This is a genomic window from Streptomyces sp. NBC_01750, from assembly GCF_035918095.1.
Taxonomy (GTDB): Bacteria; Actinomycetota; Actinomycetes; order Streptomycetales; family Streptomycetaceae; genus Streptomyces.
Map to the genome: position 1 here is coordinate 2306880 of NZ_CP109137.1, position 21080 is coordinate 2327959.

Genomic DNA, 21080 nt, shown 5'->3' on the forward strand with positions numbered 1-21080 from the left:
TCACTGGGCCAGGATCCCGTCAGCCTCTGGAAGCGGCCGACCTGCCGGCGGGCCGACGACACATCCGTGGTCCTGAAGCAGGCAGCCCGGTCGCTCGGTCGTCATCTGCCGAGCAGTGCGGCGAGCGCGCCGACCGGGTCGGTGTCCGGAGTACCGCGGGGCCACCACTCCTCGCGGTCCGCGTCCGATTCATAGCCGTACCAGAGGCCGTTGCGGCCGAAGCGGAGCTGCAGCGTGCTGGTGGAGAGGTGGTTGCGCCAGGGCCGGAAGTGCGGGAAGTCGGCAGCGATCAGGGCCGGGCGGGCGCGGTCGAAGGGCCCGGCGGGCGGGTCCCAGGGTTCTTCGAGTACGGCGAGGGCTTCGCGCCCTCCCTGGCGCCAGGCCGCCACCGCGCGGGCCAGGTCGGTGGGAGTGTGATCGGTGGCGCCTGCGAGATCGCGGTAGAGGGCGCGGGTGGAGGCGGTCAGGCCCGAGCCGGGGTGGGCGGCGGCAAGGCGGACCGCGTCCTGCCATTCCGTCAGCTCCGCGGTGGGGTCCGTGCCGGTGGTGAGAAGGGTGTGGGCGCGGGCGGCCGCCTCGGTGGCGAGGAGATCCAGGGCAAGGGGGTCGGGCCCGCCGGGCGAGTGGGGGTAGGACGGCGGACGGCCCGGGTGAGCCGGAGCCGGGAACGGCGGCGGAAGGACGGGGAGCGAGCGAGGGGCGAGCGCCTCGTGGGCCGGGACCGTCGGCGCGGCGGTGGCGGCGGCCGCGGTGGTGCGCTCGGCGGCCGAGCGGGCCGCGTTGCGATGGGCGAGGGAGGCGAGGATTTCGCGTTCGCCCATGCCGCGCATCAGGAACAGCACGAACGGGTCCTCGTCCAGCAGCCGGGCCGTCTGGTAGCAGAGCGCCGCCGCGTGCTTGCAGGGATAGCCGTCGTCCGGGCAGGAGCAGTCGGGGATCAGGTCGCCCGGTGTGGGCAGGAGGTCCGCCACGGTCGCCAGCGCGTGCGGCACATCCTTGTCGAGCAGGGCCGCGATGTGGTCGGGGCGGGCGGCCGCCGCGGCCAGGAAGTCGTCCCAGTCGTCGTCGGAGAGGGTGCGCAGGCGGATCTCCGTACGGTACGGGCGAGGTCTGGTGCCGTGTACGTACGCCACGACCCGGCCCGGCGTGACCGTGATCGCGTCGACATGGCCGCGACCCGCGTACGCACGGCCCCGGAGGAGGCGGGCCCGGTCCAGTGCCGAGCCCTCCAGCGCCGCCACCCAGGTGTTGCCCCACCAACTGGACGCGAATTCCTCGCCGGTGAGCGGCTCCAGGGCGGGGAACGTACGGCGGCGGTCGTCGTGGCGGGGACCGGCGGGTTGCGAGCGCGGGGTCATGAGGGCCTCCGCAGGGAGACGAGATCGGCCAGCTCACGGTCGGTCAGTTCGGTCAGGGCCGCCTCTCCGGAGCCGAGGACCGCGTCCGCCAACGCGCGTTTGGACGCCAGCATTTCGGCGATGCGGTCCTCCACCGTGCCCTCCGCGATCAGTCGGTGGACCTGCACCGGCTGTGTCTGGCCGATGCGGTACGCCCGGTCCGTGGCCTGCTCCTCCACGGCAGGGTTCCACCAGCGGTCGAAGTGGATGACATGGCCGGCCCGGGTCAGATTCAGACCGGTGCCGGCGGCTTTGAGGGAGAGGATGAAGACCGGGGTCTCACCGGACTGGAAGCGGTCCACCATGCGCTCCCGCTCGGCCACGGGGGTGCCGCCGTGCAGGAGCTGGGAAGGGATCGCCAGGGCCGTGAGGTGCGCCGAGAGGATGCGCGCCATGGAGACGTACTGGGTGAAGATCAGGACCGAGCCGTCCTCGGAGAGGATCGTCTCCACCAGTTCGTCGAGGAGAGCCAGCTTGCCTGAGCGGCCCGCCAGCCGGACAGTGCCGGCGCCCGTCGCGGCGCCGTGCCCCGTCAGGCTGTGCTCCTTCAGGCTGTACTCCTTCAGGCTGTACTCCTTCAAATACTGCGCGGGATGATTGCAGATCTGCTTCAGCCCGGTGAGCAGCTTCATCACCAGACCGCGGCGCGCGATGCCCTCCGCGCCTTCGATCGCCGCCATCGTCTCCCGTACGACCGCTTCGTAGAGGGACGCCTGCTCGCGGGTGAGCGCGACGGGATGGTCGGACTCTGTCTTCGGCGGAAGCTCGGGCACGATGCCCGGATCGGACTTCTTGCGGCGCAGGAGAAAGGGGCGGACGAGCCGGGACAGCCGCTCGACCGCGTCGTCGTCCTCACCGTTCTCGACGAGGCGCGCGTGCCGGGAGCGGAAGGCCTTCAGCGGGCCGAGCAGTCCGGGAGTCGTCCAGTCCAGCAGCGCCCACAGCTCGGAGAGGTTGTTCTCGACGGGGGTGCCGGTGAGGGCGACGCGGGCCGGGGTCGGGATGGTGCGCAGGGCTTTGGCGGTCGCCGAGAACGGGTTCTTGACGTGCTGCGCCTCGTCGGCGACGACCATCCCCCAGGTGTGCGCGGCCAGCCGGTCCGCACTCGTCCGCATCGTGCCGTACGTGGTGAGGACGAAGCCGCCGTCGGGCTCGGGAAGTGTCCGGTCGGCGCCGTGGAAGCGGCGTACCGGCACGCCGGGCGCGAAGCGGGTGATCTCCCGCTGCCAGTTGCCGAGCAGCGAGGCGGGGCAGACGACCAGCGTCGGGGCCGTACGGGCACGGTGGAGGTGGAGGGCGATCACCGTGACCGTCTTGCCGAGGCCCATGTCGTCCGCGAGGCAGCCCCCGAGTCCGAGTGAGGTCATCAGATCCAGCCAGGCCAGGCCCCGCAGCTGGTAGTCGCGGAGTGTGGCGGCGAGGCCCGCCGGGGGCGCGACAGGTGCGGAGGCAGCGGTGAGCCGGTCGCGCAATGCCGCCAGCGCGCCGGTCGGGACCGCCTCCACCGTCTCGCCGTCCACCTCGGCCGTGCCGGTCAGCGCCACGGCCAGTGCGTCGACCGGCTCGAGCAGCCCCAACTCCCGTTTGCGCGCCTTCCGTACGAGATCCGGGTCGACGACCACCCACTGGTCGCGCAGCCGCACGATCGGGCGGTGCGACTCGGCCAGCGCGTCCATCTCCCGCTCGGTCAGCGGATCGCCGTCCAGCGCCAACTGCCAGTTGAATTTGAGCAGTTCCTCGCTGTCGAAGAACGGCGTGCCGTCCGTCGCCGAGCCGGGCGCGGAGCGTACGACCGCGGCGGCCGAGAGCGTACGCGCCAGCTCCTTCGGCCAGTGCACGGCGACCCCGGCCGCGGCCAGGCGCGCCGCGCCCGGCCCCAGCAGCTCGTACAGCTCGTTCTCGGTCAGCGGGAGCACATCGGGCACGTCCCGTTCCAGCAGCCGGGCGAGGGGCGGCCAGACACGGGCCGCGCGGCGCAGCGCCAGCACCGCGTCGATCCTGGCGCGCGGTCCGAAGTCCTCGTCGCCGTCCCCCGCCCACAGCCGGGCCGCGTCGATGACGAGCGTCGGGTCGGCGAGGCTGTGCACCTGGACGAGGGCGGCGCCGGCATTGCGCTCCGCGCCGTCCTCCTCGGCGATGTCGAAGAGCTCCAGGGCGGACAGGTCGAGGCGCAGCGAGACGCGCACTCCCGCGTCCATACCCGCCGCGGCCTCCGCCGCCCACTCCCGCGCGGCGGGCAGATGCTGCGCGGGAAGGGCCGCGAACGGCGCTCCCGCGGCATACGGGGCTGCGGGCGTGCGTGGCAGGCCGTCGGCCACGGCGTCGAAGAACGACCGGACCAGCGCCTCAGGATCCGGCAGCCGCAGCGGCCGCACATCACCGACGGGGACGGCATGCGCCTCGTACGGCATGGCGGCGGCGATCGCCCGCAGCTGGGCGATGTCGTCGGCGTCCAGCGGGCCCGCCCGCCATGCGTCATGGTCGGTCGTGGTCAGGCCGGGCAGCAGCCTGCCGCGCGCCACCAGATGGACTGCGTGCAGCGCGGCCGCGCCCCAGCAGGCCGCGGCGGGGTGGGCGGCCGGATTCCGGCGGGCCCGGGTCAGCAGCGGTACGGCCTCCGCGACCGGCAGCAGCGTGGCGGGGACGGTGCGGCTGCGGACGCCGGTGCCGTGCCCGCGCACGACCGTGAGCTCGTCGCTCGCGTCCCGGAGCCGGTCGCCGTCCGGGTCCCAGAAGGCGACCCGCCCCTCGCGCGGCAGTGCGGCCGGCACGAAGACCGCCGCGCAGGTGTGCAGCAGCTCCCGCATGTCGGACGTCATCGGGTCACCTCCCTCTGCCGATCACGTACCGAAGTACTGGATCTACGACCTTACGGGTGGGGTCTGACAACGGGCTCCGGCAGTCGGCCGGGACGCCTCGGCCGACGCCCCGCGGACAACCCTCAGCGCACCCCGTCCCAGAGTGCCCGCTCCTGCCCCCGCGGGTCCGTCACCGGCCCCGATACCTCGTCGAAGACCATCGTCGTGCGCGATCCGCCGGCGTCGTACGGAGCCCAGCCCGGGTCCCCCCTCGTCGCGAACGCCACCCACGCTCCGTGCATGGCGTCCGCGACCTCCTGCTGCGGCCCGTCACCGATCATGGGCGCGTACGCCGGATCGTGGAGGTTGTCGAAGACGAACGCCAGCTCGGAGCCGTGGCATGCCCCCAGACTGCCGTCGAAGCGCGGCGAGCACCGGGCGAACTCGTACATGTACGAGCCGGGCACCGCCTCGGCCAGCCGGATCGCCGGAATCCGGTAGAACCAGTCCGTCGCCAACGCGTCGAAGATCTCTCCGGGCACCGCTTCCGGCCTTGCCTCACGGTAGACCGGAAGCGCCTTGTCCGGATCGAGGCCGTATGCCGCCGCCGTCGCCCGCAGCTTCCGCTCGGACAGCACGTCCAGTCGCTCGGTCGGTACCAGGAACAGCCGGTACTCCTCCCGGTTACTGCCCACGAGCAGTTCGACACCGCACTCCGGCGCCGGCAGTCGCAGGCCGTCGGTCACCGGCTCGAAGGGCATCATGTTCAGCGCCGCCTCACCCCACAGCGCCGGGTCGGGACGCGCGCCGATCTCGGCCCTCAGCTCCGCCTGCGCACGGAGGAGTTCAGGCAGGGGTACGGCGGCGAAAGCCTCGCGAGTGGGGTGGGTGACGGCCAGCTTCTCCGCCAGCCTGGCCGTGATCAGCCGGGCGGACTCCGGACGCAGGAAATGGTGAGCGGCGCCGCTCTGCAGGATCGCCCGGCGGAACAGGCCCTGCGACCGGTCCATCGTCAGCAGTACGCCGATGCTCATCGCCCCCGCCGACTCACCGAACACGGTCACCCGGTCCGGATCACCGCCGAAGGCCCCGATGTTGTCCCGTACCCACTCCAGTGCGGCGATCTGGTCGAGCAGCCCGCGGTTGTCCGGTACGCCGTCCAGATGCAGGAAACCCTCCGCACCCAGGCGGTAGTTGAGCGTCACGCACACCACACCGTCGCGCGCGAACGCACTGCCGTTGTACGCCGACGCCGACCCTGAGCCGTTCGCGAACGCACCGCCGTGCAGCCACACCAGCACCGGCAGCCGACTGCCCGGCCCCGGCGAAGGCGTCCAGACGTTCAGATTGAGGAAGTCCCTGCCGTGCTCGCCGTCACCTCCGGGGATCGAGTCCTCGGGGATGAGTGCGTCGAAGGGCGGTGCGTACGGGGCTTTGGGCGCGGTCGGACCGCACGCCGATGCCTCTCGTACGCCCTGCCACGACTCGGGCCCGACCGGCGGCGCGAACCGGGGCGCGGCGGCATACGGAATGCCCAGGAAGGCCGACACCCCCGAGCCGGTGAGACGGCCGCGGACCACACCCTGCCGAGTCGTGCACACCGGTTCACCATGCGTCACAGGTCAGGCTCCTTCGGCCGGGGCAGGCATCCCTCGTCAGGGCGCCGGGACGTCTCCTACCCGGCCGGGTCCGCGCTCTCACCCGGGCAGCGCGGCCGCGGGCTTTGGGTGAGACCTGCGCGGCGGCGTTCAGGCGGCGGGAGGCACCGCGGGCGGCAGCGGCGGCACCGGCTGGACCGGCGACGACTCCACCGGCGGGTTCTCCACCGGCGGTGACTCGGGCTGCGACGCCGGCTGTGCGGGATGTGACTGCAGGGCCCGCTGCTCCTCGGACGGGGACTGCGCGGGCTGCTGGGCCCGTTCCAGGAAGCGCAGCAGCTCCACCGGGAAGGGCAGCACCAGGGTGGAGTTCTTCTCGGCCGCGACGGCGACGACGGTCTGCAGCAGCCTCAGCTGAAGGGCGGCCGGCTGCTGGGACATCTCCTTGGCGGCCTCCGCCAGCTTCTTGGACGCCTGGAGCTCGGCGTCGGCGTTGATGACCCGTGCCCGGCGCTCCCGGTCCGCCTCGGCCTGGCGCGCCATCGAGCGCTTCATGGCCTCGGGCAGGGACACGTCCTTGATCTCGACGCGGTCGATCTGCACACCCCAGCCGATCGCCGGACTGTCGATCATCAACTCCAGCCCCTGATTGAGCTTTTCGCGGTTGGAGAGCAGATCGTCCAGATCGCTCTTGCCGATGATCGACCGCAGTGATGTCTGCGCCATCTGCGAGACCGCGAAACGGTAGTCCTCCACCTGGACAATGGCATCGGGGGCGTCCACGACCTTGAAATAGATCACGGCGTCGACCCTGACCGTCACGTTGTCCCGCGTGATGCCGTCCTGCGCGGGCACCGGCATCGTCACGATCTGCATATTGACCTTACGCAGCCGGTCGATGAAGGGGACGATCATGGTGAAGCCCGGGGCCCGGACCTCGTTGCGCAGCCGGCCCAGGCGGAAGACCACGCCCCGCTCGTACTGCTTGACCACCCTCGCGCCCGCTATCGCGTACAGCACACAAGCGGACGCTGCCGCCGCGCCGGCAGCCACCAGTTCCTCGACCATCAGGGCACCCCCTACCGTCCGAGCCGGATGTCAATTACTACGGTATGCCCGATATGCCCCCTTGGTCGAGCCCTCACCACCCCCCGCCGCCCCGCCTCAGCAGGAAGGCCGGACGCCAACCGCCAGGAGCGACTTCTAGAGGCGCTTGCGCACGAGGGCGACGAGCTCGGCCGTGTGATTGCGCCGCACCCAGGCGATCCCGCCGAAGATGACGAAGAGGATGACGGGCGTGATCGCGTACTGGCCGTCGAACACGGTCATCTGCGTGACGAAGGCGCCGATCATCAGGCCCATGAAGGCGAGCGCAGAAAGTCCGGAGAGGACCGGGATCACGACCGCGATCGCACCGGCCAGCTCCAGACCGCCCGTCAGATACATGAACCAGTCGCCGAAGCCGATCTTGTCGAAAGCCTCCGTCGCGGAGGAATGGGCGACAAGCTTGGGCCCGGCGCTCGGGATCGCCATGAACACCGCGAGGACGATCTGGAGCGTGCGTACCGCGAGGTGCGAGCGGCGGCTCAGCGTCGTTCCGGGGGCGGTGGCGGCCGTGACGTTCGTGGTGGTGACGGCGCTCGTTGCGGACATTGTGGTCTCCTCCGGTATGCGTTCCTCAGTGCTTTCACAGAGGTAGACCGGGAGGGTGCCCAGGACTCATCGCTCTCCGGGGCACCACTTCAGGATCCCCAACTTCGCTTGTCCGGCTGCGCTTTGGGTCGGCTCATATCGCGAACCAGCCGTGCCCGCCGTACCAGTGCCGGCCCGCTCGCAGATGGTCGCCGACGGCGCGCTCCACGCCGGTTCGGCGCGGCAGCGAGTCCAGCGGCCGCTCCGGATCGCCGAACACGAACGCGAGCGGAGCGCCGTCGTCAGCCTCCTTCTCCTTGTACGCGGTCCGGAAACGGTCCTGGAAGCGGACGATGTTGGAGTCCTTCGGCAGATACTCGGCCAGCTGCGGGTCGAGCAGCCAGGAGTGGCAGGTGGCCACGCGGTACGGCTCTTCGGGGAAGTGACGGGCGAAGAACTCCCGGGCTCTCGCAAGGGATCGGTCGCATGCCTCGGGCGTGATCGGCCCGAGGAAATCCGGGATGTGCACATTCAGTGCGAGGTCGCCGGGCCCGAAAGGCAGCCCCGCCGCCCGCACGGCCGCACCGGTCCGGCCACCGAGCCGGGAACGCTGGAACTGCAGCCGCCCCAACTGGTAGATCTCGCCCCGGAAGTGCAGGCCGATCCAGCCCGGTATCAACAGCCCGCCCGTGCCGCGGCGCCGTCGGTGAACAAGGACATTGCGCCCGAGGTCGGCGAGCGTACGGCGGGAAACATCGTCCGGGACGGACTGCTCACAGTGGTACGCCCGTACATACGGGAGCGCGGCGACGAAGACGTACACCGGGAGCCAGCGGCCGACCGCCCCCGACTCCTCGGGCAGCCGCGGCAGTTCCCCGCCACCGCCGATCTTCCCCATGTCCTGGACCAGCTCCCGCACCCCCGACTCCAGGAGCCGGCGCAGACCGGGGTCCGCCATCATCGGGTCCCGCAGGGCGAGGAGTTCATTGATGTCCTCGTGCGGCACCGCCAGATCCAGCAGTGCCTCGGCCAGGCCGTCCGCGGCCGGCAGCTCCACCCACGCGTTTGTCACCAGTGACTCCTCCCCCGGACATCCGCGGATCCCGGCCCGCGGACTGCCGTGCTCTGCCATGGGCTGCCTGTCCACTTCCCGGCTCCTCGACATCGGACTCGGAAAATGGGACCGGAACGGACCGAACACGGACCGGATACTGGTGCATCCTGGAGTAGGAGATGCGAATGTCATGCGCACTGGGAGTGAACCGATAACTGCACGCAGTCCCCTGCGGTTGCGGTTCTGGCTGACTGTATGGGGCCTGATCTGGGCCGCCGCGGGCACAGCGGCCTTCACCCTGGCCGGACGCCCCGGCTGGGCGGCAGCCTGCGGAGCGCTGATGCTGATCGTCACGATCGATCTGGCCATGGTTCTGCGTCATATCCACCAGGGCCCGCATTACCAGCCCGGTCGCGACATACCGCCGTACGAACCGGACCACGGCGGCCGTCGGCCCAGACCCGGTCAGTAGATGTGGACGTTGGCCCCGAACAGCCCGAGGCCGGCGGATGCGGCCTGCCGCCAGGCTCGCAAGGGTCCGTCCAGGACAGGCTCCTCGTCCACGACGTTACGGGGGTGGGTCCGACAACGGAGCAGGACGACCTTCCCAAGGCCTCCGTCGGGCCTTGTCGCGCTTCCTCGGGCCTGGTCGCGCTTCCTTCAGGCCTGGTCGCGATTCCCTCAGGCCTCCGCGTCGAAGCGCGCGGCCTTCAGATACTCGGGCTTCGGGTCCAGCGCCGCCGCCAGGCGGAAGTGACGCTTCGCCTGTTCCGGGCGACCGGCCCGCTCGAAGGTGCGGGCAAGTGCGAAGTGCGCGAAAGCATTGTCCGGCTCGCGCTCCAGGACCAGCTCGAACTCGAGCTCGGCCGGGCGCAGTTGTGCCGCCGCGAAGAAAGCACGGGCCCTCAGCAGCCGCGCCGCGGTGTTCTCCGGGTGGGCAGCGATGACCGAGTCCAGCAGTTTCACGGCCCCGCGCGGATCCCTCGCGGCCAGCAGATGCTCGGCCGCTCGGTAGTCGATGACGTGCGTATCCGGGTTGCTCTTGGGCACGGTCACATCCTTCCCCTAGCTGGGACGGTTCCAACACCGGGTCCGGCAGCCGTATTCCGAACAGAAGACAAACCGACAGCTCGGCAGGGCGACCGCACGCCGACTCGGTGTGCACTCTGCTCCCCGAAGCCGGCAGGACACCCAGCGGCACGACCCCACGAGGGGCGGATTCCTAACGGGAGCCGGACTCCGCGGCGGCCCGCCGGGTCAGCTCCGCCCAGACCTTCCGTACCTGCGGCTCCAGCTGTTCCAGCGGCCCGTCATTGTCAATGACCAGATCCGCGACGGCCCGCCGCTGCTCCCGCGTGGCCTGCGCGGCCATCCGCGCACGCGCCTCGGACTCCGCCATTCCGCGCAGCCGTACGAGCCGGTCCAGCTGCGTCTCGGGCGATGCGTCCACCACGACCACCAGGTCGTACAGCGCCGCCAGACCGTTCTCGGTGAGCAGCGGCACGTCATGGATCACGACCGCGTCCGGCCTTGCCGTGCCCTCCAGCTCCATCGAGCGCGCTCCGACCAGCGGATGGACGATCGCATTGAGCGCCGCCAGCCGGTCGGGGTCGGCGAAGACGATCGAGCCGAGCTTCGGCCGGTCCAGGGTGCCGTCCGCGGCCAGGATCCCGGAGCCGAAGGCATCGACGACAGCGGCCAGCCCAGGGGTTCCGGGCTCGACGACCTCGCGAGCGATCTTGTCGGCGTCGATCAGTACCGCTCCGTACGAGACGAGCAGACGGGAGACTTCGCTCTTGCCGGCTCCGATTCCGCCGGTCAGGCCCACCTTCAGCATGATCCGCAGCCTACGCGAGCGCTCTACGCGTCACCCTCCCGCTCCGCGAGAAAGCGTTCGAATTCGAGGCCGATCTCGTCGGCGGACGGCAGGTCCACCGGCTCGGCGACCAGACTGCCTCTGGTCTCGGCGCCCGCCATGGCGTCGTACTGGTGCTCAAGTCCCTGCACCAGCGCCACCAACTCCTCGTCTCCCTCGCCGATCTGCCGCTCTATCTCGGTCTGAGTGCGATGCGCCTCGGTACGCAGCGAGTGCGCAACGCCCGGCAGGACCAGGCCCGTCGCGGCCGTGATCGCCTCCAGGGCGGTCAGCGCCGCGTCCGGGTACGAGGAACGGGCGACATAGTGCGGCACATGCGCGGCAACGCCCAGGACATCGTGGCCGGACTCCATCAGGCGGTACTCGATCAGCGACTCCGCGCTACCCGGCACCTGCGCCTCGTCGAAGGGGCTGCGGTGACCCGGCATGAGGTCCGTGCGGTTGCCGTGCGGGGTGAGGCCGACAGGGCGGGTGTGCGGCACGCCCATCGGGATGCCGTGCACGTTGACCGAGAGGCGCACTCCGAGCCGCTCGACGATCTGTGCGACGGCGGCGGCGAAGCGCTCCCACTCCACATCCGGCTCGGGTCCCGACAGCAGCAGGAACGGTGCGCCCGTGGCGTCCTGGACGAGCCGGACGTCGAGCGTCGGGGTCTCGTAGCCGCTCCAGCGATCGCGCCGGAAGGTCAGCAGTGGACGTCGGGCCCGGTAGTCCACGAGCCTGTCGTGGTCGAAGCGGGCCACGACCTGGTGGGGAAGCGTCTCGATCAGGTTGTCGACGATCTGCTCGCCGGTCTCACCCGCGTCGATGTATCCGTCGAAGTGGTACAGCATGACCAGGCCCGCCGACTCCTGCGCGAGCGCCATGTCGACGACCGCGAGGCCCTTCGGCTCCCATTCGTACAAATCCTGCGGATCCAGCACGATTACCGCTCCTCCTCGTGTTCGTAGAGGAGAACGCGTGGTGACGTACGGGCATTCCCGCCTGCCGCGATGAACACCTCGGAGGGGAAGCCGAGTTAGCGAGAGGGGGGTTCACACCGAACCGGTCCGGACCTGCCGGCCGGCCAGGCAGGAGCCGCCGCGGAATGAATGCAGCAGTGCGGAATGAAGTAAGACCCGCTCCCAGATGGAGCGGGCCTTACTTTCAGCTAGTCACCAGCTGGGGCAGAGCGTCAGCTCTGGCCGCCGGCCAGCTTCTCGCGCAGGGCAGCCAGGGCCTCGTCCGACGCCAGGGCGCCGGAGTTGTCGTCCGACTCCGAGGAGTACGAACCGCCCGAGACACCCGCGGGGGCACCACCGGCCGGGGCAGCAGCGCCCTCGGCGGCAGCGGCCTCGTCGGCCTCGCGGGACTTGATGACCTGGGCCTGGTGCTGCTCGAAGCGCTGCTGCGCCTCGGCGTACTGGGTCTCCCACGCCTCGCGCTGGGTCTCGAAGCCCGACAGCCAGTCGTTGGTCTCCGGGTCGAAGCCCTCGGGGTAGATGTAGTTCCCCTGGTCGTCGTACGACGCGGCCATGCCGTACAGCGTCGGGTCGAACTCGACCGAGGCCGGGTCGGCACCGAAGGACTCGTTGGCCTGCTTCAGCGAGAGGCTGATGCGACGACGCTCGAGGTCGATGTCGATGACCTTGACGAAGATCTCGTCGTTGACCTGGACGACCTGCTCCGGGATCTCCACGTGGCGCTCGGCCAGCTCGGAGATGTGGACCAGACCCTCGATGCCCTCGTCGACGCGGACGAACGCACCGAACGGAACGAGCTTGGTGACCTTACCCGGGACGACCTGACCGATCTGGTGGGTCCGGGCGAACTGCTGCCACGGGTCTTCCTGCGTCGCCTTGAGCGACAGGGAGACGCGCTCGCGGTCCATGTCGACGTCGAGGACCTCGACGGTGACTTCCTGGCCGACCTCGACAACCTCGGAGGGGTGGTCGATGTGCTTCCAGGAGAGCTCGGAGACGTGGACGAGACCGTCGACGCCACCCAGGTCCACGAACGCACCGAAGTTGACGATCGAGGAGACGACGCCGGAGCGGACCTGACCCTTCTGCAGGGTGGTGAGGAACGTCTGGCGAACCTCGGACTGGGTCTGCTCGAGCCAGGCGCGGCGGGACAGGACCACGTTGTTGCGGTTCTTGTCCAGCTCGATGATCTTCGCCTCGAGCTCCTTGCCCACGTAGGGCTGGAGGTCGCGGACGCGGCGCATCTCGACGAGGGAGGCCGGCAGGAAGCCACGGAGGCCGATGTCGAGGATGAGACCACCCTTGACGACCTCGATGACGGTACCGGTGACGATGCCGTCCTCTTCCTTGATCTTCTCGATGGTGCCCCAGGCACGCTCGTACTGAGCGCGCTTCTTCGAGAGGATCAGGCGGCCTTCCTTGTCCTCCTTCTGGAGAACAAGGGCTTCGATCTCGTCGCCGACCTTGACGACCTCGTTCGGGTCGACGTCGTGCTTGATCGAGAGCTCGCGGCTCGGGATGACACCTTCGGTCTTGTAACCGATGTCGAGCAGGACCTCGTCCCGGTCGACCTTCACGATGACGCCGTCGACGATGTCGCCGTCGTTGAAGTACTTGATCGTCTCGTCGATCGCGGCGAGGAAGGCTTCCTCGTTACCGATGTCGTTGACCGCTACCTGCGGAGTGGTGGCGGTGGTCTCGGTGCTGCTCGTCATGTGGGTAAGGGCTCCGGTACGGACGGTGAGTCGTAGGTACTGCTACGCCGAGAGCCCGTATCGCAGCTGCAGAAGCCGGACAGCCTGGGAAGCGCCGACCCAAGAAACCTGGGCGGCGCCTCGTGAACCGAGGGGACATGCATACAGATGCGAGCGCGGCCTGCTCTGTCTGAGGCGCGCAGGCCCGCAGCGCAACTTGTAGCATACGGGGGCAGCCGGGCACGGTCAATGCGCGAAGGCGCACACCCGGGGCGGAACGTCCCATACCCGGCACAACTAATGTTTGCCGAGGCCGCCAGGCCGCCAGTGGTCGCGCTGAACGCAAACTACAACGACGGTGACGATGTTCCAAGATTTTGAGCCGGAAGCCACCCGCCGTAATGCCGGGGACTCGGAGAGCAGCCGCGCCAGCCGCGGCTGGTGGGACCGGAACGCCGACGAGTACCAGACCGAGCACGGTGCGTTCCTCGGGGACGACCGTTTCGTCTGGGGGCCGGAAGGTCTCGACGAGGCGGAGGCCGGTCTGCTGGGGCCCGCCGGGTCGCTGAAGGGACTCGCTGTCCTCGAGATCGGCGCGGGCGCGGCACAGTGCTCGCGCTGGCTGGCCGCGCAGGGCGCGCGCCCGGTGGCCCTGGACCTCTCCCACCGTCAGCTCCAGCACGCGCTCCGGATCGGCGACAGCGCCGGCCGCGTACCGCTGGTGGAGGCGGACGCGGGGGCGCTGCCGTTCCGGGAGGGCTCCTTCGACCTGGCGTGCTCGGCCTACGGCGCGGTTCCGTTCGTGGCCGAACCGGTGAAGGTCTTCCAGGAGGTACGACGTGTACTGCGGCCGGGCGGGCGGTGGGTCTTCTCGGTCACACACCCGATCCGCTGGGCCTTCCCCGACGAGCCGGGGCCCGAGGGTCTCTCGGTGGCCTCCTCGTACTTCGACCGCACTCCGTACGTCGAACAGGACGAACAGGGGCGCGCGGTCTACGTCGAGCACCACAGGACACTCGGCGACCGGGTCCGGGACGTGGTGGCGGGAGGTTTCCGGCTGGTGGACCTGGTCGAGCCGGAGTGGCCTGCCTGGAACAGCCAGGAGTGGGGTGGCTGGTCCCCGCTGCGCGGACATCTGATCCCGGGGACTGCGATCTTCGTCTGCGAGCGCGACTGAGGCCGGGCGGTGGTCGCTCGTCCCCGTCGCGTCGGGGGCATGGCGCGACCTACTGAACGCCACCTTCTGAATCAGCCGTCCCGGCATCTTGCGAGACTGGGGCGGTGATCCGCGAAGACGTCCTCGCCGGCCTGCCCGTACAGAGCGCCGTACCCGCGCTCGGGCGTGCGCTCGACACGCACGGCTGCGCGGTGCTGTGCGCGCCGCCCGGGACCGGCAAGACCACGCTCGTACCGCTGGTGCTGTCCGGGCTGGTGGGTGGCGGTCCTGTGCGGCGTGTGGTGGTCGCCGAGCCGCGGCGGATCGCGGCGCGTGCCGCGGCCCGGCGGATGGCGTGGCTGCTCGGCGAGCAGGTCGGCGGGAAGGTCGGTTTCACCGTGCGCGGCGAGCGGGTCGTGGGGCGCGGGACGGTGGTGGAGGTCGTGACCACCGGTGTGCTGCTGCAGCGGCTGCAGCGCGACCAGGAGCTGGCCGGGGTCGACGTGGTGATCCTCGACGAGTGCCACGAGCGGCACCTGGACGCGGACACCGTGGCCGCGTTTCTTCTGGATGTACGGGCCGCGCTGCGGCCGGAGCTGCGGCTGGTCGCGGCCTCGGCGACCACGGACGCGCAGGGCTGGGCGCGGCTGCTCGGCGATGCGCCGGTGGTGGAGGCGGCCGGGATCGCACATCCGGTGGAAGTGGTCTGGGCGCCGCCGCCGCAGCCCGTGCGGCCGCCGCACGGCATGCGGGTCGATCCGGCGCTGCTGACGCATGTGGCCTCGGTGGTGCGGCGGGCGCTGGCCGAGCGCGCGGGCGATGTGTTGTGTTTCCTTCCCGGAGTGGGTGAGATCGGCCGGGTCGCGAGGCAGTTGGCGGAGATCGGGGCGGAGGTGCTCCAGGTCCACGGGCGAGCCCCGGCGGCGGTGCAGGACGCGGTGCTCGCGGGCTCTTCGGAAGGACGGAGGGTGGTGCTGGCCACCTCGGTCGCGGAATCGAGCCTGACGGTGCCAGGAGTGCGGATCGTCGTGGATGCGGGTCTGGCGCGCGAGCCGCGTACCGATCACGCACGGGGCCTGAGCGCGCTGACCACACTGCGGGCCTCGCAGGCGACGGCGCGGCAGCGCGGGGGGCGGGCCGGCCGCGAGGCTCCTGGCACGGTGTACCGCTGCTGGACCGAGGCGGAGGACGCCAGGCTGACTCGCTTCCCTTCGCCCGAGATCAAGGTTGCCGACCTGACGGCGTTCGCGCTGCAGGCGGCGTGCTGGGGCGATCCGACGGCCTCCGGCCTGGCGCTGCTCGACCCGCCTCCGGCCGGCGCGCTGGCCGCGGCGCATTCGGTTCTTGCCGCCATCGGCGCGCTGGACGCGGCGGGCCGGGCGACCGAACGGGGCGTGCGGATGGCCCGGCTGGGCCTGCATCCGCGGCTGGCGCGGGCGCTGCTGGACGGCGCGCATGAGGTGGGCGCGCGCCGGGCGGCCGAGGTGGTCGCGCTGCTCAGTGAGGAGCCGCCGCGGGAGTACGGCGACGACCTGGCCACGGCCTGGCGCACGGCGCGCCGTGGTGGCGACGGGTATGCGGGGCGCTGGCGGCAGGAGGCCCGGCGGCTGGCGTCGTCGCTGCCCGGTCCCCACCCTGCCCCTTCCTCTTCCGACGCTTCCTCCTCAGACACTTCGCGGCTCGGCAGTGGGCGGGGCTCCGCCCCGGACTCCGCGCCTCGATCGCCGGCGGGGCCTGGTTCCGACGACGCCGTCGCCGGCCTCGTCGCGGCGCTCGCGTTTCCCGAGCGGGTGGCCCGTGCCCGGGGCGAGGGCGCGTTTCTGATGGCCTCCGGGACCGGGGGCGAGCTCGCCGACGGGTCGCGGCTGCGCAGCGCGCCCTGGCTCGCCGTCGCCGTCGCGGACCGGCCCGCGCACGCCGCCTCGGCGCGTGTGCGCCTCGCCGCCGTCATCGACGAGGACACGGCGCGTACTGCCGCATCGCATCTGCTCGTCGCAGGCGAGGAGGTCCACTGGGAGAACGGCGATGTCGTCGCCCGCGAGGTGGAGCGGCTCGGGGCCGTCGAGCTCTCCGTGCGCGCGCTGAAGAATCCGGACCCCGCTCTGGTACGCGAAGCCCTGCTCGAGGGGCTGCGGCGCGAGGGGCTCCAGTTGCTGCGCTGGACGCGGGAGGCGCAGAGCCTGCGCGAGCGGCTCGCCTTTCTGCACCGGGAGCTGGGCGCGCCCTGGCCGGATGTGTCGGATGCCGCGCTGCCGGACCGTACCGATGAGTGGCTGGAACCGGAGCTGTCCAGGGCCCGGCGGCGGGCCGATCTCGGGCGTATCCAGGCCGGTCAGGCGCTGCAGCGGCTGCTGCCATGGGCGAGCGGCGACGCGGCCCGGCTCGATGAGCTGGCGCCGGAGCGGATCGAGGTGCCGAGCGGCTCGCGGATCCGGGTGGAGTACGGCGGGGCTCAGCCGGTCCTGGCCGTGAAGCTCCAGGAGCTGTTCGGTCTTCGGGAGACTCCCACGGTCTCGGGCGTGCCGGTGCTGGTGCATCTGCTCTCCCCCGCCGGACGGCCCGCGGCGGTCACCGCGGACCTGGCGTCCTTCTGGAAGGACGGATACCGGTCCGTACGCGCGGAGTTGCGCGGTCGCTACCCCAAGCATCCCTGGCCCGAGGACCCGTCAACGGCGGAGCCGACCCGGCACACCAAGGCGCGGCTCGGCAGGGAAGCCGGAAGCTGATCCGGGGCCGATCCGGGGCCGATCCGGGGCCGATCCGGAGCGGATCACGGCCTGATCAGCCGATCCGGGGCTGATCACGGGAGCCGAGGGGGCGGGCCGCAGGGTGCGGTCAGGCGGGGACCGGCTCCGGCTCGCGCTCCTCGGCCGGGGCGCGCGGCCGCCGGCCGCGCGCCTCGAGGACCAGCGCGAGGGCCAGCAGTCCACCGCCCAGGAGCAGGAAGCCCCAGGGCAGGTACGAGGTCATCAGCAGCACCAACTGTCGCTGGGACTTGACCAGTTCGACAGTGGAGTCCACATAGTCCGGGCGCATCCTCACATGCCCGGCGAACGCGGTCACTTTGTCCCGGCCGCCCAGCAGCGTGCCGCCGCGCAGCTCCTCCCGGTGGATCTCCTCGCCGTTCACGGGACCGCCGGTGACCGGGTCGACCCAGAACATCCGCTTGGTGGTGTACCAGCGGGTGGTGCCGGTCTGCTTCTCCAGCGTGGTCGCGTCGACGCCGGGAATCGGCATCTTTCTCGGGTACGGCACTTTGGTCCACGGGATGGTCTGCTCGAAGTAGTAGACGTCGAGCCCGCGGAACTTCTTCGTCCCCTTGTAGTGGATGGGCGCCGACGTACGGGCCTGGGCGTCGAAGTACTGGTAGTCCCGCTTCTCGGTGAGGAACGGCCACTTGAACTCGATGCCCTCGCGCCGCACCGCGTCGCCGTCGACCATTTCGCCGGTGGCGTGCACGGGCGCCTGGCTGTGTGCGTCGAAGATGTAGCGCTCGGGGATCTGGGAGACCATCTTGCCGTCGGGCCCCTGGACGTAGGAGAGCGAGTCCCAGACAACGACGTCACGGCCGGCGCTGCGCTCGATCTTCTCGGACTCCTCCACATTGCCCTTGAGGGTCTGCACGATGGTGACCTTCTCGACCCGCTTCGCCTGCAGGGTGCCGTAGTCGAGCAGGGTCGCGGGCTTCGCCTCCAGCACCATCTCCTGGTACTGGCTGGGCGGGATCTTCACCAGCCGAGGGAAGGCGTACCAGCGCAGCAGTGGCGAGAGCGCGGTGAAGAAGACGGCGAAGGCGAGGAGTACGAGGCTGGCTCTGCGGCGCATGGTCCGGCCCTCCTACTTCTTGGGGCCCGGGACGGTGGTCAGCAGCGGCTCGGGCGAGGTCTCGCCGGGAGGGGCGCCGATCGCGGTGATGGTGAGGACGAGGGCGAAGGCGGCGGCCAGCCCGAGGGCGGCGGCGACGAGGGCACGCATGCTCGGCCTCCCGGGGAGTTCGGATCGGACCCCGTATCCGGATCGGATTCGGATCTGATACGGCGTCAGGGCGAGGGCACCGTAGCAATCCGGCCGCGAGATGAGAACACGTTGCACCGCCGGCACATCGAACCGCCCCTCTGCCCTGTCACGGCAGAGGGGCGGTGCGGGAGCGCAGTCCGGCGGGTCCGGCGGCCGGGTCAGGCAGCCGGTGCGGCAACCTTGAGCTCAATGGTCACGGTCGCGCCGCCGGCGGTGGTGAGACGGAGCAGGAAGGTGCCCGTCGCATCGTCCGCATAGATCTTCGGGAGCTTCAGGACTCCGTTGGGGTCGGTCTTCAGCTCGGTGAGCGTGCGGACCGTCTTGCCGTCGGCGTCCTTGAAGTACGGACCCTTGTCGTTGACTGCCGGGTCGTCCGCGGCGGTGATCATGGTGGCGGTCACCGCCACACCCGAGGCGATGGCGCCCTTGTAGGTGGCCTTGACCTCGACGGCGTCTGCGAACTCGGTGCCGGGGGCGGCGGTCAGAACCTTTTCCTCGGTCCTCGCGATCGCGTCCGCGGCCCGGACTGTGACGGTCGCGGTGAAGTCGACGACGGGCACCCGTGGGCCCACCACCTTGGCCCGGACCGTGAACGTGCCGGTCTTCTCACCGGCCTGGAGGACCGGTGCCGTGACCGTTCCGTCCGCCCCGGTGTGGAGGACGACGCTCTTCTTCCCGCCGGCGAAAAGGGCATCCGTGTCGCCGACGATCTCGAAGCCCACGGCCTGCAGCGGGACGGTCCGGCCTGCGGCGTTCTTCACCCGCACCGTGGGCCGCGCGGTGAACTCGTGGCCGGCCATGGCGGCCAGCTCCGTGGTGCCCGCGTCCTCGAGACGGGTGACGGGCGAGGGACTCGGCGTCGGCGTCGGCGTGGGGGTCGGGGTCGGGGTGGGCTTTCCGCCCGGGCCACCCGGTTTCGACGGCGAGGGAGTCGGGGTCGGGGTCGGGCCGGTGCTGCCGGGAGTGGACGGGGCCGGCGTGGGAATGTGGGTCGGCGCAGGCACCGAACTGTCGGGTGTCCTGCCGACCGGCAGCACACCGGTGCCGTCCGGCACCCCATGGGTGCCGCGCTTGTAGTACTCGAACCAGGACAGGACCGTACGCAGATACTCCTGCGAGTGGTTGTAGCCGAGGATCGCGCGGTCGAGGTGGGTCTTGACCGCCAGGTCGCGGCCGTCGGCGCAGAGGTAGCGTCCCGCGGCGAGCGCGGCGTCATAGATGTTGTTGGGGTCCCTGCGTCCGTCGCTATTGGCGTCCTCGCCCCACTTTTCCCAGGTGGAGGGGATGAACTGCATCGGGCCGACCGCGCGGTCGTGCGTCGCGTCGCCGTCGTAGGCGCCGTTGTCGGTGTCCGATATGTTCGCGAAGCCGACGCCGTTGAGGACCGGCCCGAGGATCGGGGAGAGCGTGGTGCCGTTGGCGTCGACGTTGCCGCCGCGAGCCTGTCCGGACTCCACCTTGCCGATCGCGGCGAGCAGTTGCCACGGGACATGGCAGCCGGGATCCGAGCCCGCGATGGTCTGCTCGGCCTGCTTGTAGGCCGCGAGGACGGTAGCCGGTATGCCCGCTTCGGCCGTGCCTGTCGCGGGCAGATCTATCGAAGTACCCGGTTTGTCAGGCGTGTTCAGCGGCGGAAGGTCGGTGTAGTACGGGGAGTTGCCGGTGACCGGGGTGCCGGGGGGCGGGGTCGCCTCGGACGCTTCCCGACTGCCGCCCGAGGCGGCGTGCGTGACGCCGGGCGCCTGCGAGGCGGAGAGTGCGGCCACGGCAACCGCGGCAACCGCGGTCGTCGTCGCTCCCTTGCGCAGTCGGCGGCCGAATTGCGCTGCCATACGTCTGTTCCCTCCCCGTCGGCGGTTGTTCGCGCTCCCCAGCGCGGACTCACGTGACCCTACGACAACTACGGGCCGCGGGACACCGGACCTTGACCGTTTTTCACCCAGCCGCCACCTCCCGGTCGCCCGGATTCCGGATCGGCAACATCACGCATACTGGGCGCCATTGATCGACGACGGTCCAGGGGGACACCATGCCGTTCACGCTGAGCCATGCCGCGGCGGTGCTGCCGGGCATCAGGAGAGACGGGACCGCGCGCGGACCGCTCGTCGCGTCGGCACTCGTCGCCGGCTCGTTCGCCCCCGACATGACCTACTTCGCCGACACCGCGATCCCGGGCGCCATGGAGTTCGGCGATGTGACGCACTCGGTGGTCGGCATCTTCACGGTGGACGTGCTGATCGCCGCGGCGCTGACGGGGGTGTGGCTTCTGCTGCGCGAGCCGCTGCTGGCCCTGGTGCCGCACGCGTGGCGCGGCAGGGCCTACGCCTTTGTCCGGGGACAGGACTGGCATGGGCGTGGACTCCCCACGCTCGCGGCCCTGTTCTATGTCTCGGCCGTCCTCGGATCGACCACCCATGTGGTGTGGGACAGCTTCACTCATCTGGACCGCTGGGGCATGAAGGTCTTCCCGCTGCTCGGCGAGGTGGTGGCGGGCTTCCCGATGTATCTCTACTTCCAGTACGGCGGCTCCGCGCTCGCCCTGCTGGTCCTCGGCTGGTTCACCGGGTCCGCCCTGTGGCGGCAGCCCCGCTCCCAGGCGCCCGACTCCCTCCCCGTACTGCACGGGCGGGAGCGGTGGTGGGCCTGGGCGCTGCTGGCGGGGTGCGTGGCGGCCGGGGGCGTGCACCGGTGCCTGCGCTGGTACGCGTACTGGGGAGAGATCCACACGCCGCTCGACATCATCCCGACGGCGTGCTTCGGGGCGGGCGCGGGTCTCGCCCTGGGGCTGGTGCTGTATGCCGTGGGGGTGCGGCTGCGGCACCGCTCGCGCGCGGACGCTCCCGGCTCCTCGCTGCCGCCGGTGCGTTCCGGCAGGGGATCGGGCTGATCCCGAGCC

17 protein-coding genes are annotated in these 21080 nt (G+C 70.9%); 4 read left to right on the plus strand and 13 right to left on the minus strand.

Going from position 1 to position 21080, the window contains the following annotated elements:
- Window positions 1-101 precede the first annotated feature (101 nt).
- The 6 genes from OG966_RS10500 to OG966_RS10525 all read right to left on the minus strand — a co-directional run bounded on the left by OG966_RS10500 (window position 102) and on the right by OG966_RS10525 (window position 8497).
- The gene (locus tag OG966_RS10500) at window positions 102-1358 is read right to left on the minus strand and encodes an SWIM zinc finger family protein (RefSeq protein ID WP_326649222.1); all 1257 of its coding nucleotides are present in this window, start codon (window positions 1356-1358) and stop codon (window positions 102-104) included.
- The gene (locus tag OG966_RS10505; protein ID WP_326649223.1) at window positions 1355-4216 is read right to left on the minus strand and encodes a DEAD/DEAH box helicase; all 2862 of its coding nucleotides are present in this window, start codon (window positions 4214-4216) and stop codon (window positions 1355-1357) included. The genes OG966_RS10500 and OG966_RS10505 overlap by 4 nt, the downstream gene beginning before the upstream one ends.
- Window positions 4217-4338: 122 nt before the next feature.
- On the minus strand, window positions 4339-5814 hold the full coding sequence (locus tag OG966_RS10510; RefSeq protein WP_326649224.1) for a carboxylesterase/lipase family protein: 1476 nt from the start codon (window positions 5812-5814) through the stop codon (window positions 4339-4341).
- Between the two features lie 129 nt (window positions 5815-5943).
- Window positions 5944-6861, minus strand: coding sequence for a slipin family protein (locus OG966_RS10515; protein WP_326649225.1), 918 nt, complete (start codon window positions 6859-6861; stop codon window positions 5944-5946).
- A gap of 135 nt (window positions 6862-6996) precedes the next feature.
- On the minus strand, window positions 6997-7446 hold the full coding sequence (locus tag OG966_RS10520) for a DoxX family protein (RefSeq protein WP_326649226.1): 450 nt from the start codon (window positions 7444-7446) through the stop codon (window positions 6997-6999).
- A 133-nt stretch (window positions 7447-7579) separates the two neighbouring features.
- Window positions 7580-8497, minus strand: a complete 918-nt coding sequence (locus OG966_RS10525) for an acyltransferase domain-containing protein (RefSeq protein WP_326649227.1) — start codon at window positions 8495-8497, stop codon at window positions 7580-7582.
- Between the two features lie 172 nt (window positions 8498-8669).
- Between OG966_RS10525 and OG966_RS10530 the strand changes: the two genes are divergently transcribed.
- Complete coding sequence (locus OG966_RS10530) at window positions 8670-8951, plus strand: DUF6343 family protein (RefSeq protein ID WP_326649228.1); 282 nt, start codon at window positions 8670-8672, stop codon at window positions 8949-8951.
- A gap of 209 nt (window positions 8952-9160) precedes the next feature.
- Here OG966_RS10530 and OG966_RS10535 read toward each other — a convergent pair whose 3' ends face one another.
- The 4 genes from OG966_RS10535 to rpsA form a co-directional block, all read right to left on the minus strand.
- Window positions 9161-9529 (minus strand): tetratricopeptide repeat protein, encoded by a 369-nt coding sequence (locus OG966_RS10535; RefSeq protein WP_326649229.1) that lies wholly within the window; start codon window positions 9527-9529, stop codon window positions 9161-9163.
- A gap of 172 nt (window positions 9530-9701) precedes the next feature.
- On the minus strand, window positions 9702-10316 hold the full coding sequence (coaE, locus tag OG966_RS10540) for a dephospho-CoA kinase (protein WP_326649230.1): 615 nt from the start codon (window positions 10314-10316) through the stop codon (window positions 9702-9704).
- 23 nt (window positions 10317-10339) lie between these two features.
- Window positions 10340-11278, minus strand: coding sequence for a PAC2 family protein (locus tag OG966_RS10545; protein ID WP_326649231.1), 939 nt, complete (start codon window positions 11276-11278; stop codon window positions 10340-10342).
- A 251-nt stretch (window positions 11279-11529) separates the two neighbouring features.
- Window positions 11530-13032 carry a 30S ribosomal protein S1 gene (rpsA, locus tag OG966_RS10550; RefSeq protein ID WP_326649232.1) on the minus strand — a complete coding sequence of 501 codons (1503 nt, stop codon included), beginning with the start codon at window positions 13030-13032 and terminating at the stop codon, window positions 11530-11532.
- Between the two features lie 343 nt (window positions 13033-13375).
- On the opposite strand from rpsA, the gene OG966_RS10555 reads away from it, so the two are divergent.
- Together OG966_RS10555 and hrpB are read left to right on the plus strand one after the other, a co-directional pair.
- Window positions 13376-14188, plus strand: a complete 813-nt coding sequence (locus tag OG966_RS10555; RefSeq protein WP_326655150.1) for a class I SAM-dependent methyltransferase — start codon at window positions 13376-13378, stop codon at window positions 14186-14188.
- Between the two features lie 104 nt (window positions 14189-14292).
- Window positions 14293-16893 carry an ATP-dependent helicase HrpB gene (gene hrpB, locus OG966_RS10560; protein ID WP_326649233.1) on the plus strand — a complete coding sequence of 867 codons (2601 nt, stop codon included), beginning with the start codon at window positions 14293-14295 and terminating at the stop codon, window positions 16891-16893.
- A 109-nt stretch (window positions 16894-17002) separates the two neighbouring features.
- Here hrpB and OG966_RS10565 read toward each other — a convergent pair whose 3' ends face one another.
- The 3 genes from OG966_RS10565 to OG966_RS10575 all read right to left on the minus strand — a co-directional run bounded on the left by OG966_RS10565 (window position 17003) and on the right by OG966_RS10575 (window position 20016).
- Window positions 17003-17992, minus strand: coding sequence for a DUF3068 domain-containing protein (locus OG966_RS10565; protein WP_326649235.1), 990 nt, complete (start codon window positions 17990-17992; stop codon window positions 17003-17005).
- A 12-nt stretch (window positions 17993-18004) separates the two neighbouring features.
- Window positions 18005-18142, minus strand: a complete 138-nt coding sequence (locus tag OG966_RS10570) for an SPW_0924 family protein (RefSeq protein ID WP_326649236.1) — start codon at window positions 18140-18142, stop codon at window positions 18005-18007.
- Window positions 18143-18342: 200 nt separating this feature from the next.
- Window positions 18343-20016, minus strand: coding sequence for a lytic transglycosylase domain-containing protein (locus OG966_RS10575; protein ID WP_326649237.1), 1674 nt, complete (start codon window positions 20014-20016; stop codon window positions 18343-18345).
- Between the two features lie 197 nt (window positions 20017-20213).
- Here OG966_RS10575 and OG966_RS10580 point away from each other — a divergent pair, with 197 nt between their 5' ends.
- Complete coding sequence (locus tag OG966_RS10580; RefSeq protein WP_326649239.1) at window positions 20214-21071, plus strand: DUF4184 family protein; 858 nt, start codon at window positions 20214-20216, stop codon at window positions 21069-21071.
- Window positions 21072-21080: the final 9 nt, after the last annotated feature.

Bases quoted from the DNA above. Each gene is read 5' to 3' on its own strand.
- OG966_RS10505 (WP_326649223.1), bottom strand. From the start codon at position 4,216: ATGACGTCCGACATGCGGGAGCTGCTGCACACCTGCGCGGCGGTCTTC.
- OG966_RS10520 (WP_326649226.1), bottom strand. From the start codon at position 7,446: ATGTCCGCAACGAGCGCCGTCACCACCACGAACGTCACGGCCGCCACC.
- OG966_RS10580 (WP_326649239.1), top strand. From the start codon at position 20,214: ATGCCGTTCACGCTGAGCCATGCCGCGGCGGTGCTGCCGGGCATCAGG.
- coaE (WP_326649230.1), bottom strand. From the start codon at position 10,316: ATGCTGAAGGTGGGCCTGACCGGCGGAATCGGAGCCGGCAAGAGCGAA.
- rpsA (WP_326649232.1), bottom strand. From the start codon at position 13,032: ATGACGAGCAGCACCGAGACCACCGCCACCACTCCGCAGGTAGCGGTC.
- OG966_RS10515 (WP_326649225.1), bottom strand. From the start codon at position 6,861: ATGGTCGAGGAACTGGTGGCTGCCGGCGCGGCGGCAGCGTCCGCTTGT.
- OG966_RS10555 (WP_326655150.1), top strand. From the start codon at position 13,376: ATGTTCCAAGATTTTGAGCCGGAAGCCACCCGCCGTAATGCCGGGGAC.
- OG966_RS10565 (WP_326649235.1), bottom strand. From the start codon at position 17,992: ATGCGCCGCAGAGCCAGCCTCGTACTCCTCGCCTTCGCCGTCTTCTTC.
- OG966_RS10500 (WP_326649222.1), bottom strand. From the start codon at position 1,358: ATGACCCCGCGCTCGCAACCCGCCGGTCCCCGCCACGACGACCGCCGC.
- OG966_RS10570 (WP_326649236.1), bottom strand. From the start codon at position 18,142: ATGCGTGCCCTCGTCGCCGCCGCCCTCGGGCTGGCCGCCGCCTTCGCC.
- OG966_RS10530 (WP_326649228.1), top strand. From the start codon at position 8,670: ATGCGCACTGGGAGTGAACCGATAACTGCACGCAGTCCCCTGCGGTTG.
- OG966_RS10575 (WP_326649237.1), bottom strand. From the start codon at position 20,016: ATGGCAGCGCAATTCGGCCGCCGACTGCGCAAGGGAGCGACGACGACC.